The following is a 17,747-nucleotide window of genomic DNA, read 5'->3' on the forward strand; positions in this document are numbered from 1 at the left end:
CATGTATCCTGCTTGTCCGGCATCAATTTTCCTTATCTGGCGGTGAAATCGGCTTTGGGTCATGAGGTCGACTCGCTTCATCCGCAATACGACATTTTAGCGAGTCATATCGAGCAGCCGATCACCATACGTAAATCCTTACATTGACACAGGTAGAGTGTATTTTCTACAATATGGTAAGGGTTTACGTCAGGAGGTACAAGCTATGACGTCAAAAATGTGGGGAACCACGATTGCCGTGGGCAGCTATCTGATTGCGCTTTTGCTGAGCTTTTGGCTGCCGTTGTTTGTGTGTTTGGCGATTCCGGTCATTTGTTTAGGGGGATACAATGTTGTTATGGCTATCCGCCATCCCCGACCCAATCTGACGGGTTCCGTTATTCCGGTAGAGCAGGTACAAGCTGTTGAGACACAGAAGCTTGAAACGGAAGCCTTGGCACCAACGGAGCCTGTAACTGGAAAACCACGCTTATCTGAACAGGTGAGCAGTGAGTTTGCTCAGGTTATGGAGTATCTGGAGGTCTTGGAGGATATGGTGATCTCCGAGGGGCAAAAGGATGCGCTCGACAACGAGATTGTCGAGAAGGCATTAGCTCTGTTCGCACGTTTGCAGCGGGTGATTCCGCTTTTGCATGAATTAAATAACAGCGAAGTGAACCACACGGTTCGGAGATTGATTTTGAAGGATCTGAATGGACTGATTAATCCATTTCTCCGGCTCAGCGGTGATGCCAAGCGAACCAATCGAAGAACGTTATTAAACGGCCTGCGGGATGTGGATAGCAAGATATCGGTGATTGTATCCACGGTGGAGCACAAGGATCTGCTTGAATTACAAACCAAAGCCGAACTGATTCACCAGCGTTATAGCAGTTCCGAATTGTAGGCTATTTTTTAAAAAAATCAGCAGCGTAGCTGCTCTGAACAATAACTATTAGCCATTGGATAACAGTTATTGGTAGAATAGGAGGTTAGCGTTATGGCGACCCCATGGGCTGAATTGAAAAAAGAAGACGAACAAAAGGTGACCGAGGAGGCTTCACAGCTCATCCAGAAGGTGTCACAGAGCGATGTCATGAGCCTGGATAGCTTAATGGATGACATTGGGAAGCTGGGGGTTAAAACACAGGAGCGTGCGGGACAGACGCTTAAAATGCTGGATCGTCCAGTGAACGATCTCATGTCCGGCGACCGGGCTGAGGTATCGAACATGATCTTAAAGCTGCGGGATGAATGCGAAACGCTCCAGCAGAGCAAAAATGTGAGCTTTTTCGGGAAGCTTCTACGGAAAAGTCCGCTGAAAAACTACATTTACAAGTATCAGTCGGTCAAAACAAACATCGAGCAAATCATTACAGCGTTGAGAGATGGTAAGGACAATCTGGAAGAAAATATTGTCGGTATGAGACAGTTAAAAAAGGCTTCCATTGAGGAAATCTACAATTTGCAGACGAAGATCGCTTTTGGCAATCGGTTAAAGGAGCTGTTCGAGACTGAGATTGCCAAGCCGGAAAATGAATTGAGGAAGTCTCATCTGGAACGGGGGCTGCGCAAGGTGGTTACTCGCACGCAGTCAATGACCGAAATGATTTTGCTCTACAATCAGGCGATTGCGGCCACGGATATTATTAATGATAATAATGATAAACTGATTGATTCCGTAAATAATGCCATTGATAAAACGTCGAATTTAATCACTGTATCGGCTATGATTGCGATGGCACTGGCGGATCAGGACAAAATCATTTCAGCCGTGGATGCCACGAATCGTACGATTGAGAATCAATTCAAGGAAAATGCCAAGCTTCTCAAAACGACGACGGAGAGAACGACCGATCTGCTTAGCAAGCCTTCGATGTCACTGGAGTCTGTGAATCAGGCGATTGGGGATTTGGTATCTGCTTTGGATTTGTCCGAAAAATCCAATCGTCAAATTATTGAGAGCTGCCATGATTATACGAGCAAAATGACGGCAATCAACGCCAACCTCAGCCAACGTCTGGGTATAGAGGGGAAGGAACAGCCGAAGAGTTTGAAGGATATAGATTCTTCTGAAGGACTAAGCTCGTTTCTGAACTGATTTTACAAATGTAAAATAATGGACCTAACCTATTGAAAAGACGCCAGGGTGATCCTGAAAGGCGTCTTTTTTGGTTTGGGGGCAGCGAATAAAGGACATGATAATCATACATAGCAATCTCGTGCATAAACTCTTAAAAAGTGAAATAACAAAGGAGAGAACGAGTGTATGATGTCCTTTATTTTGGGGTGTGTGATTGTCTATCTGCTTGTAGCTGCCAGTAGCGAAAAAGCCGATTCTATCGTGGAGTTAAATGAATCTGTGAAATAAATTTTTTATTGAAAATCATGTATTTTCTGATAGGATAGAGTTAAATATTGGAATCCCAAAGGAGAATGCATGCTGGAATTTTCATTTGAAATCATCGACGAATCGAAAATCAACATTGTGTATCAGTATGGGAGCAGCAGCTTTAATTTCAATTTGTTTTTTAATTACGGTGTATGGACGCTGCATCCGTTTGACGGAATTCTGTTGCAAAACAAGGAAATGTGCCGTCTGATCGTGGGGGACCTGTTTAAGAACAAGGATTTTCATGTCATGCTGGTACGCGAAAATATTTTGTTGTCAGCCTTGCGCACCTCTATTGATCTCAATCCCGAAACCCGTGGAGAGCGATACCAAGAGCAGGAGCCAGATGAGCTGTCTGAATTTGCCGAGGCACACAGCTTTGAAGATGTGCTGCATATGGAGCAGGATTCCATCCGCCAGCGTATCGAATTTTTCCAGAACATCATTCAAAAAATGTATATGGAAGGATTCGGCCCGGAAGACAGCGACTTTAACAAGGTACAAGCTATGATCCGAATTTACAAAGATGCGCATGACCAGCTTGGAGATTTGAGCGACTTTCCCCTGAGTGGCGACGAACGCCGCAGATGGTAGATTAGACGGGCGAAGGCAAACATCATAGAGGAGCGTGGGGAATATGAGCGGTATTTCTTTGCTTAAAAAGAATGCGCAACTGGTACTGACTAAAAAGAATCTAACGAATGTGACTGCGAGAGTTGGATTGGTGCTCGATATTTCAGGATCTATGAGAAGTTTGTACAAAAATGGAACCGTTCAAAAGGTGTTGGAGCGAATTGTCGCGGTAGCGAGTTCTTTGGATGATGATGGTGTGCTGGACGTATGGGTGTATGATCACCGTTTTTCGCGTTTGCCGTCCGTTACCGAAAATGACGTTGACAACTATGTTGAAAGACACATTTTGTCCAATGATTATTTGCCCAAGTTCGGTCGTAATGATGAGCCGCCTGTAATGCGGGATGTCATCGCCAAATACACCAAGGAAGAGCCTTCTGCTGATCCGGCTTTTGTTATTTTTATTAATGATGGCGGTGTGAAACGTGGAAAAGGAGACAACATCGACAACGCGGTAATTGATTCGTCAGGAGAACCGATTTTCTGGCAATTTATCGGTGTGGGTGAGTCCGATTTTGGCGTATTAAAAAAGCTCGACAACATAGAAGGTCGTGTGGTAGATAACGCTAACTTCTTTCAAATCCAAGATGTCGAAATCATGGAAGACAATGAATTGTACGAACTACTACTAAACGAGTTCCCGTTATGGCTGCAAGAAGCGAAAGACAAGCATATTTATTAAGCTTAGTAGGCCTTGTAATGTGAGAGTTCTACAAGGCTCATTTTGAAAAATAGATATTAAAAAGAGAGAATCCCACGATTAAACTCCGCGGAACCCTCTCTTTTTGTGTTATCCATCTTGTAAACATAATAAATTATAGTGGGCACTGTCCATTTAGTCATTACTACCCAAAAGATACTGATATTTTTCGGATTCATTGCGAATATCGACGGCAAGCTCTTCATATTGGGCTGAAAGAACGATGGTACGGATACGTTGCGCCTCTGGATCTTTTGGCTCCAGGAACCCTTCTTCAATCCATTTTTTAATCTTTTCTCTTACCGTCCGTTCACCAGCGTCCAATAGCCTACAAATCTCAGTTATTGAGGCGGCATTTTGCTTGAATACCAATTGACGGAATAGCGTACGTTGCTGTATGTCCAGTTTACGGATCAGTTCAGGTTCTACCCTGAGCATCTCGCTATTTTTTTGTCTAACAATCTCTGCTGCCTCTGAGTATACCTCGGCCAATCCACTCAAAAAGTATTCCAACCAAGCGGTTATATCTGCATCATTTCGACCAAAATAATAGTTATGGGAAAGCTTCATCTGCAACGCACGGTAATAATCATTTAGGTTTCGATCGTAGAAATTTTCCAAAACGAACAACCCTTTCAGACCATAGCCCCCTCTACGCAAAATGTACGTGGCGATCATACGAGCGGTTCGTCCGTCGCCATCCATGTACGGATGAATAGTTAGAAACTGCCACATGGCTGTTCCTGCTTGAATTGGAGCAGCTAAATTCACATTATGTGGCGAATTAACCCATGCAATCAAGTCTTCCATCAGAACGGGAACATCTTGAAACTCCGGCGGGAGATAAAAGCCTGTCTGATTGCGGTCGCCAACTTTATTTTGCTCATTACGGTATTCGCTCAGTCTAGGTCTGCGTCCATGTACTACTTTGATGATAGCATGTAGTTTTTTAATCCATTCTTCGGTGATGGGCAGTTCTCGCTGCTCCGACTCATCTAGAAATTCAATGGCCTTCATCAAGTTATAAACTTCTTGCTCTTCGTCGTTTTTACTGGATTTATAAAGAACCTTCCGTTTTGCTTCATTGTCCAGTGTGTTACCTTCCATTTTGGTTGAAAGAAGTACAGTCACCTCTTGCGCTTCTTTCTTTAATTCCTCAAGAATCGTTGCCGGAAGTGGAAGCTGCTCTACAACTACGCTGGAGCGTTCTATTTTCAGTAAGTCATTAATCATCGACGACGTAATGGTATATCTCGGCTTAAACATATTGAAACCCCCTTCTCATTATATTTTAAAACATTTGCCGCTAAATTACCGCAAATTAATATAAATATGTAGTTTGTTTCTTAACGATTTTAAGAAAAAGTCAACAAAAAAAGAGAGTCCCACGATTAAACTCCGTGGAACTCTCTTTTTTTGTGAACCTCAGTTCAAAACACGGTGGCCAAGTTTAATCACTTGGCCTACCCCCTCTTTTCACCTTACATACCACTAAAACGTATAGAAGCTCTACGGCGGTTGCCAGCGGAGCGGGCAGAATTGTTCTGAAGAAGCGAAGCGTTCGCTTTTGTCCTCGGAAGAACAATCTGCACGCGCAGCGCCCACCAACCGCAAGAAAGCTTCTCATACGTCTAACCTATTCCCATTAAAACCATCGAACAAAGCACAAGCCCCGTACCGCAACCCGAGGTGTACACCTTGAGATGACGGAACACAGACGTTTTCCAGACAGTTAGAGACTCATCCGAACGCAAGCGTTCGTTCTCCTCCTGTAATGCCTTGGATTGTCGAATGAACAGATGTCTGATGTCGGCGAATCCCCGCAGGAAGAGGGTGAGAAACCCGCTTTGCAGGACGTGGAAGATTGCTCCGATCACCAAGCCCAGCAAGCCCAACAGGAATAGCAGATTCGCGGTAGCCATATTTTCACGATCATCTAATAGATGAGGTGAGGCATATAGATAACCAAAGGCGCCGACGATCAGGGCCGTTATTCCGAAACGCAATAACATTATTTTTCGACCCGTTTGGCAAAACGAAGATCCGGGTTCGAACGGGCGTCAAATACGATGCCTTGAATTTTAGGGCTGATCAATGCCGTGTCCGCAGAGAATTGGATCGGGATAATTGGCAGATCCTCCATCAATACTTCTTCAGCCTGATGAAGCTGCTCGAAGCGTTTTGCCGGATCAAGCTCAAAGGTTGAGGATTCGATCAGTTTGTCATACTCCGGGTTGCTCCAGTTGGTAAAGTTGTTCGAGTTCTTGGAAGTATAGTGTCCCAATACGCCGAGCGGATCAAGGAAGTTTCCTTCCCAGCCCATACGGGCGATTTGGAAGTTCTTTTGTTTAAAGGTATCAATGTATGTTTTCCATTCCTGATTTTCCAGCGTTACTTCAACGCCCAGGTTCGTTTTCAGCATTTCCTGAATCGCTTCGGCCACTTTTTTATGCTTGTCCGAAGTGTTGTACTTGAAGGTGATCGGCGGCAGTTGGGTTAGACCTTCCTCTTTCAGACCTTCAGCCAGCAATTGTTTCGCTTTGGCAGCGTCGAATTCATAGTATTTCTTCGGCGCTTCGTCACGGAAGTCCTTACCGGATGGAGTTGTTGTTCCGTATGGTACGTATCCGTAAGCCGGAGTTTCGCCACCTTTGGTTACGTTGGTCGCCAGGATTTCGCGGTCAATCGCGTAGGCAATGGCCTGTCTGATTTTTTTATTGTCAAAAGGCTTTTGTTTTACGTTAAAAGAATACGTGTACACGCTGAAAGATGGATGCGACAAAAATTCCTTGTTACTCTTTTCCTGATCCAGTGTATCGACCGGAAGACTCAAAATCAGGTCCAGATCGCCTGTTTTGTACATTTGATAATAGGTTGTGGAGTCTTGAACCATTTTAAAGTTAATCGTTGCCATCGTAATGGCACCTTTGTTCCAGTATTGATCGTTTTTCGCCAATGTAATTTGCTCATTATGCTTCCATTCCTTGGCTACATACGCGCCGTTGCCGACAATCGTATTGGCTTCTGCCGCCCATTTGTCGCTTTTCTCAACCACGGATTGGTTTACGGGCAGATACGCATGACCTACCGCGATTGTCGGGAAGAAGCTTAGCGGTGATTTCAGCTCGACCACAAGGGTTTTATCGTCTTTGGCTGTCACACCTACATCTTCGACTTTACCTTTGCCTGTGTTGTAGGCTTCTGCTCCCTTGATGTAGTACAGAGCGGAAGGATCGTAGGCAGCCGTTTTCGGATTCAGCACACGTTTCCAGGAGTATTCAAAATCCTTGGCAGTAAGCGGGTCACCATTCGACCATTTCGCGCCGTCGCGGATCGTGAAGGTGTACGTTTTGCCGTCTGGAGTGACGTCTACTTTGCTGGCAGCGCCCTCTACGATTTTACCGGCTTTGTCATATGTATACAGACCTTCGTACAGGTTATCAATAACAAAGTAGGACGTTGTATCCGATGCAAAAGCAGGGTCCAGTGTATACGGCTCGCCACCTGCCAGGTTGGCTGTAATTTCCTGTGGAACATCAGCTTGCGGCGCAGCGGCTGGATCATTGCTTGCTGCTTTGTCTGTATTGCCAGAGCATCCGGCTAAAGCCGTTACTGCCAAAAGTAAAATGACAGTCATCCAATGCATTCTTTTCATCGTATAATTCCTCCATTTATGCAAAATGTTATTTCAAAAGATAAGTGCACCGTAACGGGATTTATTCAACCTCCTTTCCGGCAGGTATGCCGCGTGTGCGGAGCTCCATAAAGGAGCTGCCGTTGGTTCTGCTGTTGGGCGAGAAATTGCGGATCATGCTAGACATCCCTCCTTGTTCCATTTGAACACCTCTGTTATTAATGCTGTGAACGCGGGTCAAGCGCATCCTGAAGCCCGTCTCCGAGCGTGTTGAACGCCAGCATAGTGAGCGAGATCATCAGTCCGGGGAAGAACAGGCGCCACCATTGTCCGCTTAAAATGACCCCGAGTGAATCGTTAGCCATTGTCCCCCAACTGGCGGAAGGAGATTGAATCCCCAGACCGAGAAAGCTCAGGAACGATTCAGCAAAAATAGCCGAGGGGATGGTGAACGTCAGATTCACGATAATGATTGCTGCTGCATTCGGCAGCAAATGCCTGAAAATAATGCGCGAATGGGAGGTTCCCAAACTACGGGCGGCTAACACATATTCCTGCTGCTTGAGCTGCAAAATTTGCCCCCGAACGACACGGGCCATACCCACCCATCCGGTGATGGATAGGGCAATAATCATCGTGAGCAGTCCCGGCTTCATAATGACCAGCAACAAAATGATGACCAGCAGATAAGGGATGCTGTACAAAATCTCGATAATACGCATCAGGCTGCTGTCAATCCGGTCGCCTGTTTTGCCACGTCCTGCACAATACCCGGCTACACAGCCGACGAGGATGCCAAGCACCAAATCAATGGCGGCAGCGGCAAAGCCAATCATCAGCGAGATTCTCGCCCCGGCCCAAGTCCGTGCCCATACATCTCTCCCCAGATCATCCGTACCAAACCAATGCTCTCCCGAAGGAGGAAGGTTCGTCTTCAATAGGGATTGGTCACTGGGTGCATAAGAAACCATGGAAGGCCCGGCAATCGCCAGCGCGATAATAATGATAAGTAAGGAAAGCCCCAGAAGAGAGAGCTTGTTGTTGAAAAGTCTGCGAAGCCGATCCCGCCATAGTGATTCCTTGGGTCTGGACAATGTAGGGGCGGGAAGCTGGCTGCGGTCAACGGGACTGAACAGGCTGTCCCTTTCGACAGTGGGTGCTGCTTTCATGTTAATCTCCTTTGCTGACTAATTTGATTCGCGGATCGACTAGACGATAGGAAATATCAATTAAAAATAAGGTAACGACCAGAATGGCACTGTAGAAAATGGTTGTGCCCATAATGACCGGATAATCCCGGTTAAATATACTGTCTACAAAGTATTTACCGATGCCGGGAATGGCGAATATCTTTTCCACAACAAAGGTACCTGTAATGACGGAAGCGAACAGGGGTCCGATGAAGGACAGCACGGGAATCAGTGCGTTGCGTAATCCGTGACGGATGACTACGGCCCAAGAGGATAGCCCTTTCGCTTTGGCGGTGCGTATGTACTCCTGATGCATCACTTCCAGCATGCTTGTCCGCATGAAGCGGGCGATGACGGCGAGAGGTGAAACGGCCAGAGCCAACGATGGAAGCACCGTATGCTGCCAGGTTCCCCATGAGGCGACCGGGAGCAGATGCCATTTGACGGCCACATATTTGATTAACAGCGGTGCCAAGATGAAGCTGGGCACGGAAATACCAACAATAGCAATAAACATCGAAATATAATCCAATGGTCGATTATGATGTAAAGCAGCCAGCGTTCCGAGCGCAATACCCGCAATAATCGCAACCACGATGGATTGAATACCGAGCAATGCGGAAGGTGGAAAACCTCTGGCAATGAGCATGTTCACGTCCGTGGTTTTCGATTGAATAGATGGGCCCATATCCAGCACCAGCAAATTTTTTAGATACAACACATACTGCACGGCGAGCGGTTTGTCCAGATTGTACCTGGCGCGCATATTTTGCAGCACCGCATCTGGAATGGTTTTGGAATCGTTCGAGAATGGGTCCCCCGGAATGATGTGCATGATGATAAACGTTAAAGTGACGATAATCCACAGTGTAACGAGCATCGTAAAAAGACGTTTTAAAATGTACATAGGGCTTTATTACTCCTGTCTATGCTGAAAATAATGGCTATCTGTAGGCTAATCGTCATTTTCAGGGCAGCTACGCTGCTGGTTTTCAGCTTTTTTTAAATAAATAAAAGTATATAAGAATACTGGGAAATGATAAAACGGTTTAGATGACATGTCAAGGTAAGGTTTTACATTATAGAACATGGGTCAAATTTTCGTCACAGGTTTTCCATTTTTATAAGGCTAAGATTCCGCTGTATCCTCTCGACGAGTATCTTGCGGTATGTTATGATGATACTCTGATAACGTGTTAACGAACTAAAGCGTTTGCCGCCTGTCCTTTGGATAGGGAGGTTACCATTGCTGGAGGGAATAAGATGAGAAAAACAGCCATGTTTACAATGATGATTGGATTGATTATGATCGTTTTGGCCGGATGTTCCGGCGGTAAGGATAGCAGCAAGCTGATCATCGGAATTGATGATAAATTTGCACCGATGGGTTTTAGAGATGAAAATAACGAGCTGACCGGCTTTGATATTGATTATGCCAAGGCGGCTGCAGGGCAAATGGGCAAGCAAGTGGAATTCCAGCCCATTGACTGGTCTGCCAAAGAATCCGAGCTGAACAGCGGCCGTATTGATCTGATTTGGAATGGATATACGATTACGGATGAGCGCAAGGAAAAGGTGCTGTTTACGAAGCCGTATCTGAAAAATAGTCAGGTGATCGCGCTTCCGGCCAAATCCAAGCTCTCGAAGCTGGATGATCTGGCGGGCAAAAACGTAGGTCTTCAAACGTTGTCCTCGGCAGCCGATGCACTGGATGCGAATCCGATCAAAAGCAAGGTGAAGGTGTCTGAGTATCCCGATAATGTGCTTGCGTTGACCGATCTGAAAACCGGACGTCTGGATGCGGTTGTCATTGACGAGGTGGTAGCCAAATACTATATGTCCAAAGAGCCAGGAACGTATAAACTGCTTGGTGAATCGTTGGCCCCTGAGGAGTACGGTATCGGCGTGAAAAAAGGGAACGACGAGCTACTAACGCAGTTACAATCCGCTCTGGGTGAGCTGCACAAGAACGGCAAAGCCGCTGAAATTTCGAAAAAGTGGTTTGGTGAAGATAAAGTTTTGAATTAATACGTAGCGTATTGAACTAAGGGTTTAGGAGTCGAAGGTTATGAGTATGGATTATATTTTACGAATTATGAAGCCTATGCTCGAAGGGGCGCAGATGACGGTTATTTTATTTTTCGTCACCCTCATCTTGTCCATTCCGCTGGGTTTTATCGTTACGTTGCTGGCGAAAAGCCGGATTAAGCCTATTGCCTGGCTGATGCATACGTACATTTATGTCATACGGGGCACACCGCTTTTGCTGCAACTGCTGTTCTTTTGCTTTGGTCTACCGATGCTGCCTGTGATCGGGGAGTATCTGGTGCTGGACCGGACAACGGCTGCGTTGCTGGCGTTTGTGCTGAATTATGCGGCTTATTTTGCTGAAATTTTCAGAGGCGGGATGTTGTCGATTGATAAGGGACAATACGAAGCTTCACAAGTGCTGGGCCTGAGCAAGTCGCAGACGCTGATACGAGTTATTGTGCCGCAAATGGTACGGATTGCTTTGCCTGCGGTCACGAATGAGGCGACAACACTGGTCAAGGATACGGCTCTGCTATACGCGGTAGCTGTACCGGAACTGCTACATTTTGCCAATACGGCAGTGAACCGTGATTTTACGATTGTGCCTTATTTTGTAGCGGCTATGATCTATTTGTTGTTGGCTTTGGTGCTGACGCTATTCTTTAGAGCGCTGGAAAAACGTTTTAAATTCGAGTAAAAGGAATGTCGGGATATGAACACTAACGCAATAGAAGTAATCGATTTGAAAAAATCGTTCGGTAAGCTCGACGTTCTGAAAAGAGTGAGCTTTAACGTCCAGGCGGGTGAGGTCGTTGCGGTCATCGGTCCTTCTGGCTCGGGGAAAAGCACCATGCTTCGCAGTCTGGTTCATCTGGAAGATGTGACGGGCGGGACGATCCGCATTCATGATAAAGCATTGGTGGAAAATGGTCAGTACGCCCCGGCAGGCGACATTAAAGGCATTACCACGGGGATGGGCATGGTATTCCAGCATTTTAATCTGTTCCCTCACTTGACGGTGCAGGATAATCTGGAGCTGGCTCCAAAGCTGGTGAAAAAAACGAGCAAGGCCGAGCTGCGCCGCCAAAGCGCTGAGCTGCTGGCTAAAGTCGGCTTGGCGGATAAAGCGGATGCGTATCCATCCCGCCTGTCGGGTGGACAGAAGCAGCGCGTGGCGATTGCCCGGGCAATGATGATGAACCCTGACATTTTACTGTTCGACGAGCCGACCTCGGCCCTAGATCCCGAACTGACGGGCGAGGTACTGCGAGTCATTAAAAAGCTGGCTGAGGAGCACATGACGATGGTCATCGTGACCCACGAAATGAACTTTGCGAGAGATGTGGCGGATCGTGTCATTTTTATGGACAACGGAGAGATTGCCGAGTCGGGCACGCCTGAGCAGATTTTTGGTAATCCGCAGTTGGAGCGGACGAAGATGTTTTTGAATCGGGTGGAGGCTTAAAAACATAGTTGTTCTCAGGGGAGGCGCTACGCGTGCAGATTGTCCTTCCGATCGCTGTTATCCCCGGATTTTTTTCATTGGAATAGAAATTTAAAGGTGAAAATCCGGGGATAGCTTATGCTTACGATGCGAGCTTTCCTTCGGAAAGCTTTTAGCCGAACGCTTCGCTTCTTCAGAACAATTCTGTCCGCTCCGCTGACCGACCACCTGTGCCGCAACATGTTTTTAAGCAGGAAGTGTGAGTAAGAATAAGAGCAAGGGAGATGGCAAGCGCCATCTCCCTTTTGCAGTTGCAGGGGGGGCTATAAACTGGGCTTAATGCTCCTATTTTTAAGCTGATAGCAGGCAAAAATGAAGTGATGGCAACGAATAGCATGTCAGTGTAAAAAGTAAAGCACTCTTTTCTCCATCTTCTTTCTTATGGTTTATTACCATCAACAAATTACTTCTCCTCGCTAAATACTTCAATCATCGTTAAGGCTCCCGTTCGATACCCGTGGATGAATGCTGCTGCGGAGTGCAGGGAGGTTGACTCGTTTAATAAATCAAATATGACTTCCATTTGCTCAAAATCGACTTCTGATAATTTATTTTTCAGCATCTCCATATGTTCACTAATTTTTTGATTCACTTTTTGAGGCTCAGGATCGGTAGACTTTATTTGTTCACTGGGACGCCAATTCCCATAATACATATCCTCCAAAATCATTTTCATCATGCCTCTCTATGAAAAGTTAGTGTTTTGTCCTCACGTGAATCGAGAATTCCCTTATGCGCTGTTCATCCCCCAAGCACAGTTTACAGCATGCGATGGAGGCATACTGATATTTATGCGTTATTTGCATAAATTTTTTTATAAGCTGAGTTAAAAATGTACATGATGCGCCACTCCGCGGTCGGATGGTGCTTCCCATCGCTGTTGTGCCCGGATTTCTTAAATTAAGCAAGAAGGTTGAAATCCGGGCACAAAGGCGAACGCTATCGCTTGTACAGAACCATTCCGCCCACTTCGTTCTTGTTCAACTTGGTGCCGACTTCTTACAAATCTCACAAACAACCTATTCCCGATATGAAAATGGGAACTTGGATGTTCCAAGTATGGTCTTAATCAAATTGGCAGATTTCCACAAGGTGAGTATCGACTTTATTCTTGATCAGACAGATAATCCTAAACGTTACAGGTAAAAAGGCATAACATGCACAATAAAGCTCCCGTGATGATTCACAGGAGCTTTATTGCTAGAATTATTCATTAAATCGTCCCATCTTAACTGTGTTGTGGTACTTACCGTCGACAGAATTTTGTTCTTTTTTAATATGCACACCTTCTTCCAACGTTACGAAACCCGATTACCCTTCAACGGGTTCTATAAATTTCAAAGAAAGCTAAACATAATAGAGTTAAACCTTTAATTTGTCAGGTTTTTATGCAAGCGCTATCATTCTATAATTTACTCATAAAGGAGGTAAAAGTAATAAAACGGGATATGGCACGGATAAGTGATATACTGCAAAGAGAATCAACCAACAAGCAGGTGTATGGGACAAACACAAAAATTTTAGGAGGTAGAGTATGTTTAAGTTTAGTAAGAAAATGATGACGGTAGTTCTTGCAGCTTCCATGAGTTTTGGGTTGTTTGCAACAACCTCAAGTGCAGCGACAGACTATTGGCAAAATTGGACTGATGGCGGCGGGACAGTCAATGCTGTCAATGGATCAGGCGGTAATTACAGCGTGACATGGCAAAATACCGGGAATTTTGTTGTCGGCAAAGGCTGGACTACTGGATCGCCAAACAGAACGATTAACTACAATGCCGGTGTCTGGGCGCCGTCCGGTAATGGATATTTGGCTCTCTACGGGTGGACTAGAAACGCACTCATCGAATATTACGTCGTTGATAGCTGGGGTACTTATCGACCTACCGGAACGTATAAAGGTACGGTGACCAGTGATGGGGGCACATATGACATCTACACAACAATGCGATACGACGCACCTTCAATTGAAGGCCAAAAAACGACGTTTATTCAGTACTGGAGTGTTCGACAGTCGAAGAGACCGACCGGGGGCAACTCCACGATCACTTTCAGCAACCACGTGAACGCATGGGCGAGCAAAGGAATGCATCTGGGGAATAACTGGTCTTACCAGGTGTTAGCAACAGAGGGGTATCAGAGTAGCGGGAAATCTGACGTAACGGTGTGGTAACCACTCAACTGCAAGCTGTTCAATGAACGACGCGGTTGGGACCTCCTCCCGGGATAAGCGGGTTTTAAGAGCTGTTGGATAGGGTTTAAACGAATCTAACGTGGAGGAAACACCGATCCCTAAACATTGGACACAGGCCGTTGGCCGTCCCACTCCAGTCTATCCGTCAGTCCGGATGCGTTGAAGGCCATTTTCTGCCAGACGAACGGCCTTCGACGCTGCTGGAGGCGAATTGCGGGCCGTCATGGCCTATCATTTTTCCTATCAGCTTAAAGGAGATATATCATTGAGAAAGCTATTAATGTTCCTTTTAATAGCACCAATGGTTGTGGTCAGCGCATGTTCGCAAGATAAGCCTGAGAAAAAGGATAACCTTGTATTCGTGGAAGGTGGGACTTTTAAGAATAACAAGTCCAACAACTCTGGAAAAAGCGTGATCCTATCGAACTTTTATATCGGCAAATATGAGGTAACCCAAAAAGAGTGGGTTGAAGTCATGGGAAGGAAGTAATCCCTCACAATTCATAGGCGACAATTTGCCGGTAGAAATGGTGAGTTGGTATGACGAGGTGGAGTACTGTAACCAAAGAAGTATACAAGAGGGCTTAAAACCGTATTACACCATAGACAAGGATAAAAAAGACCCGAATAATAAGAATGATAACGATAATATAAAATGGACAGTAACGATTAATGAGGGAGCTAACGGTTACCGATTGCCTACAGAAGCGGAGTGGGAATATGCTGCAGGCGGAGATCAGGTGAGCAAGAATTACACATACAGCGGAAGCAACAATGCCGACGAAGTCGCATGATATTGGAAAAACGCCGGAGACAAGTACTTATCTGGAGACTGGAACTGGCCTATCATAGAGAGCAACCATAATAAAACAAAATCGATCGGTACCCGGAAACCCAACGAGTTAGGAATTTACGATATGTCTGGCAACGTAAGGGAATGGTGCTGGGACTGGTATGGAGACTTGGATAGCCAAAGCGGTTCCTACCGGGTTGTGAAGGGTGGCGGTTGGATCGGCAACGTTAGCAACAACGAGATATCTTTCCAAGGCAAGTTCGATGCAAATGGCTTTGGTCCCGATCAAGGGTTTCGTATAGCTCGTAGAGAATAGTCTGAACAAGGACAACAAACGAAGGTTAAACTAACGGGCAGAATAACGCAATGGGACCGCAGTCTATGCCGAATACAAAAAAAAGAAGTCGACCATCTCGTTGGTCGGCCTCTAATTATTCTATTGCGCGGTCAGGATTTGTGGACCTTCAGCCGTGATGGCGATCGTATGCTCGTATTGGGCGGCGAGCTTGCGGTCCAGCGTCCGTGCGGTCCAGCCATCCGGATCGATTGTCATGTAGTAGGTGCCTTCGGTGATCATGGGCTCGATCGTGAACACCATACCTTCCTTGATGCGGAGGCCTTTTCCGGGCTTGCCGACATGCATATAAGTCGGCTCCTCGTGCAGGTCCCGGCCTATGCCATGGGCGAGAAGGTCGCGCACGACGCCGAAGCCGTGCGATTCCGCGTGCTGCTGAATCGCGCTCGTCACGTCGCCGAGCCGATTGCCGGGCTGCGCCTGCGCGATGCCGAGGTCAAGGCATTCCTTCGTGACGCGCATCAGCTTCTCGGCCGTCGGCGAGATCTTCCCGACCGCATAGCTCCAGGCCGAATCGCCGAGCCATCCGTCGAGCTCCGCGACCGTGTCGATCGTCACGATATCGCCTTCCTCAAGTGGCTTATCGCTAGGAAAGCCATGCGCGATCACGTCGTTGACGGAGGCACAGGTCGCATATTGATAGCCCTTGTAGCCCTTCTCGTATGGCTTGGCGCCATGTTTCAAAATAATGTCTTCGAATATGCGCTCAATCTCGTTCGTCGTGATGCCCGGTTTGATGAGCGGGGCGATTGTACGATGACATTCGGCCACCACTTGGCATGCCTTGCGGATGGCCTCGATTTCATGCTTGCTTTTTAAGATGACCATGTTCGTATCAGGACTCCTTCGTAATAGCTTGCATAGCGAGTTGAGCGATTCGATCGACGTCCAGGTCGGAATTGCCCGCATAATAGTGCAGCCCGCAGCAGCCGACCAGCACGGCAAGCATATGGTCGACGCTGTCGTCTTCGCACTGGGCGATCGATTGGAGTGGAACGTACAGCCGTTCCATGAATCGTCTCTTGGCGGGGTGTCGATCCTTCTCAGGCAAGCCTGTATAATGTTCCGCCGCCATTTTGTAGACGAGATATGTGCGGGTGTCCGACTGCCACAGCCGGAGCAGCGCCTTGCAATACGTCAATAGCTGCCTGTCATCCGGGCGACCGCCGCTGATGTTCGCCCATTCTGCCAGGACTTGCTCGCATCGCTCGAAGCCGCTGCCCAACACATCTTCTATTAATAAATGCCGGTTGGGGTAATAATGGTATACCGTGCCGTAACCGAGCCCGGCCTCGCGGGCGACGTCGCGAATATCAAAGCTGCCGCCCGTGAGAAAGTAGGCGCGCGAGGCGGCGTCCAGGATCTGTTCTCTGCGCTGCATGCGGATGAGCTCATTTTGTTCTTTGGTACGGGGGGACATGGGTGCGTGAACCTCCTTTTATAGACCTGCAAATTTGTCTATATAAATATAGTAACGCATGGGGCGGGGATATGCAAATTATCTGTTGGCGAAAGAAAATAAAGTTAATTAATTGAAATAAAGTTCTTTAGTGAACTGAACAAAGCCAGACCTCCATGCAGGTAGTTTCGGAGGCGGCAGCGATAAAGTGGCTGTCGTTTTCTCAACTAACGGGCAGATTAACTTAATAAATACATTGATACCGCAAACGAAAAAGAGGAGTAGATTTCCTTAAAGCATCTACTCCATACTTTTAACGGTTATTGTTAAATTGTTGGTTCTTTTGCAGGAGTAATGCCCTTATCCGCAATCTCTGAGATTATTCGTCCAACAATTCAAGAACTATAAAAATAGAAAAATCATGTGATGTGTTGATACTGCCCTAAAAATAGATTTTGGGGCAGTATTTATATTTGTAGGGTTTACGTGCCTCTTGCTATTGCTATGGGATAGACGTGGTGGTCTGGAAATTTTCGAAGTTCAGTTACAGTTAGTAGAGCTTTTTTATTGTCTACAAAATGGGGCTTGACCAATACCAAGCATGCCCCTTTGGAACCAGCCCAGTCGATAGATGCTTTTAGCAGATTTTTCGCCATACCCTATCCCAAAAATTCTTACATAAGCAGACTCCAACTTCTACCTTAGGAGCGAATCTATCTTAATAAATACCTTCGCATCTGGAAAACCCAACGTATCAATTAACCACTACAGCAACTCAAAATAAATTTCTCGATTTCATAGTGTCCGTTTGTGATTTATTCAAACCAATAGAAAAAATCTCGCTACAACAGCGATCGAAAGAACAATCTGCACGCGCAGCGCTCCCCCTACCGTAACTCATCCCCCCATTCAGGTTGAAATTATATATAAATCGGTTGAAAAT

The 17,747-nt window shown here is 46.3% G+C and carries 16 protein-coding genes and 3 pseudogenes; 11 read left to right on the top strand and 8 right to left on the bottom strand.

From position 1 onward, the window contains the following. The 5 genes and pseudogenes from C1I60_RS25545 to C1I60_RS10495 all read left to right on the top strand — a co-directional run. Positions 1–147: pseudogene (locus tag C1I60_RS25545) on the top strand (ATP-grasp domain-containing protein); the annotation flags it as partial. Between the two features lie 58 nt (positions 148–205). After that, on the top strand, positions 206–886 hold the full coding sequence (locus C1I60_RS10480; RefSeq protein ID WP_137061668.1) for a hypothetical protein: 681 nt from the start codon (positions 206–208) through the stop codon (positions 884–886). A gap of 93 nt (positions 887–979) precedes the next feature. Then, complete coding sequence (locus tag C1I60_RS10485; protein WP_137061669.1) at positions 980–2,080, top strand: toxic anion resistance protein; 1,101 nt, start codon at positions 980–982, stop codon at positions 2,078–2,080. Positions 2,081–2,419: 339 nt separating this feature from the next. Then, positions 2,420–2,965: a hypothetical protein gene (locus tag C1I60_RS10490; protein WP_137061670.1), complete on the top strand. Its 546-nt coding sequence runs from the start codon at positions 2,420–2,422 to the stop codon at positions 2,963–2,965. Positions 2,966–3,008: 43 nt separating this feature from the next. Next, complete coding sequence (locus C1I60_RS10495; RefSeq protein WP_137061671.1) at positions 3,009–3,686, top strand: vWA domain-containing protein; 678 nt, start codon at positions 3,009–3,011, stop codon at positions 3,684–3,686. A gap of 153 nt (positions 3,687–3,839) precedes the next feature. Here C1I60_RS10495 and C1I60_RS10500 read toward each other — a convergent pair whose 3' ends face one another. From C1I60_RS10500 to C1I60_RS10520, 5 genes are all read right to left on the bottom strand, one after another. Beyond that, positions 3,840–4,970 carry a Fic family protein gene (locus tag C1I60_RS10500; RefSeq protein ID WP_137061672.1) on the bottom strand — a complete coding sequence of 377 codons (1,131 nt, stop codon included), beginning with the start codon at positions 4,968–4,970 and terminating at the stop codon, positions 3,840–3,842. Between the two features lie 365 nt (positions 4,971–5,335). Beyond that, entirely contained in the window at positions 5,336–5,716 is a 381-nt protein-coding gene (locus tag C1I60_RS10505) for a DUF3899 domain-containing protein (protein ID WP_137061673.1), read from the bottom strand. Further along, positions 5,716–7,359 (bottom strand): peptide ABC transporter substrate-binding protein, encoded by a 1,644-nt coding sequence (locus tag C1I60_RS10510; protein ID WP_137061674.1) that lies wholly within the window; start codon positions 7,357–7,359, stop codon positions 5,716–5,718. Before C1I60_RS10510 ends, C1I60_RS10505 begins: the two co-directional genes overlap by 1 nt. 197 nt (positions 7,360–7,556) lie before the next feature. Next, the gene (locus C1I60_RS10515) at positions 7,557–8,507 is read right to left on the bottom strand and encodes an ABC transporter permease (RefSeq protein WP_137061675.1); all 951 of its coding nucleotides are present in this window, start codon (positions 8,505–8,507) and stop codon (positions 7,557–7,559) included. Between the two features lies 1 nt (position 8,508). Further along, positions 8,509–9,435, bottom strand: coding sequence for an ABC transporter permease (locus C1I60_RS10520; RefSeq protein WP_137061676.1), 927 nt, complete (start codon positions 9,433–9,435; stop codon positions 8,509–8,511). Between the two features lie 356 nt (positions 9,436–9,791). Between C1I60_RS10520 and C1I60_RS10525 the strand changes: the two genes are divergently transcribed. From C1I60_RS10525 to C1I60_RS10535, 3 genes are read left to right on the top strand one after another with little or no spacing between them, the layout of a single operon-like run. After that, the gene (locus C1I60_RS10525; protein WP_137061677.1) at positions 9,792–10,556 is read left to right on the top strand and encodes an amino acid ABC transporter substrate-binding protein; all 765 of its coding nucleotides are present in this window, start codon (positions 9,792–9,794) and stop codon (positions 10,554–10,556) included. 40 nt (positions 10,557–10,596) lie between these two features. Then, entirely contained in the window at positions 10,597–11,256 is a 660-nt protein-coding gene (locus C1I60_RS10530; RefSeq protein ID WP_137061678.1) for an amino acid ABC transporter permease, read from the top strand. A gap of 15 nt (positions 11,257–11,271) precedes the next feature. Continuing rightward, positions 11,272–12,024 (top strand): amino acid ABC transporter ATP-binding protein, encoded by a 753-nt coding sequence (locus C1I60_RS10535; RefSeq protein WP_137061679.1) that lies wholly within the window; start codon positions 11,272–11,274, stop codon positions 12,022–12,024. A gap of 442 nt (positions 12,025–12,466) precedes the next feature. On the opposite strand, the gene C1I60_RS10540 is transcribed toward C1I60_RS10535, so the two are convergent. Continuing rightward, the gene (locus tag C1I60_RS10540) at positions 12,467–12,733 is read right to left on the bottom strand and encodes a DUF6809 family protein (RefSeq protein WP_137062236.1); all 267 of its coding nucleotides are present in this window, start codon (positions 12,731–12,733) and stop codon (positions 12,467–12,469) included. A 320-nt stretch (positions 12,734–13,053) separates the two neighbouring features. Between C1I60_RS10540 and C1I60_RS10545 the strand changes: the two are divergent. The 3 genes and pseudogenes from C1I60_RS10545 to C1I60_RS10555 form a co-directional block, all read left to right on the top strand. Next, positions 13,054–13,209: pseudogene (locus tag C1I60_RS10545) on the top strand (helix-turn-helix domain-containing protein); the annotation flags it as partial. 388 nt (positions 13,210–13,597) lie between these two features. Further along, positions 13,598–14,236 (top strand): glycoside hydrolase family 11 protein, encoded by a 639-nt coding sequence (locus C1I60_RS10550; protein ID WP_137061680.1) that lies wholly within the window; start codon positions 13,598–13,600, stop codon positions 14,234–14,236. A 286-nt stretch (positions 14,237–14,522) separates the two neighbouring features. Beyond that, positions 14,523–15,366, top strand: a pseudogene (locus tag C1I60_RS10555) (formylglycine-generating enzyme family protein). Positions 15,367–15,486: 120 nt separating this feature from the next. On the opposite strand, the gene map reads toward C1I60_RS10555, so the two are convergent. Continuing rightward, entirely contained in the window at positions 15,487–16,233 is a 747-nt protein-coding gene (gene map, locus C1I60_RS10560) for a type I methionyl aminopeptidase (protein WP_137061681.1), read from the bottom strand. A gap of 7 nt (positions 16,234–16,240) precedes the next feature. Then, positions 16,241–16,825 carry a TetR/AcrR family transcriptional regulator gene (locus tag C1I60_RS10565; RefSeq protein WP_137061682.1) on the bottom strand — a complete coding sequence of 195 codons (585 nt, stop codon included), beginning with the start codon at positions 16,823–16,825 and terminating at the stop codon, positions 16,241–16,243. Positions 16,826–17,747 lie beyond the last annotated feature (922 nt).

This window comes from Paenibacillus terrae (assembly GCF_005217525.1).
Lineage (GTDB): Bacteria > Bacillota > Bacilli > Paenibacillales > Paenibacillaceae > Paenibacillus > Paenibacillus terrae_C.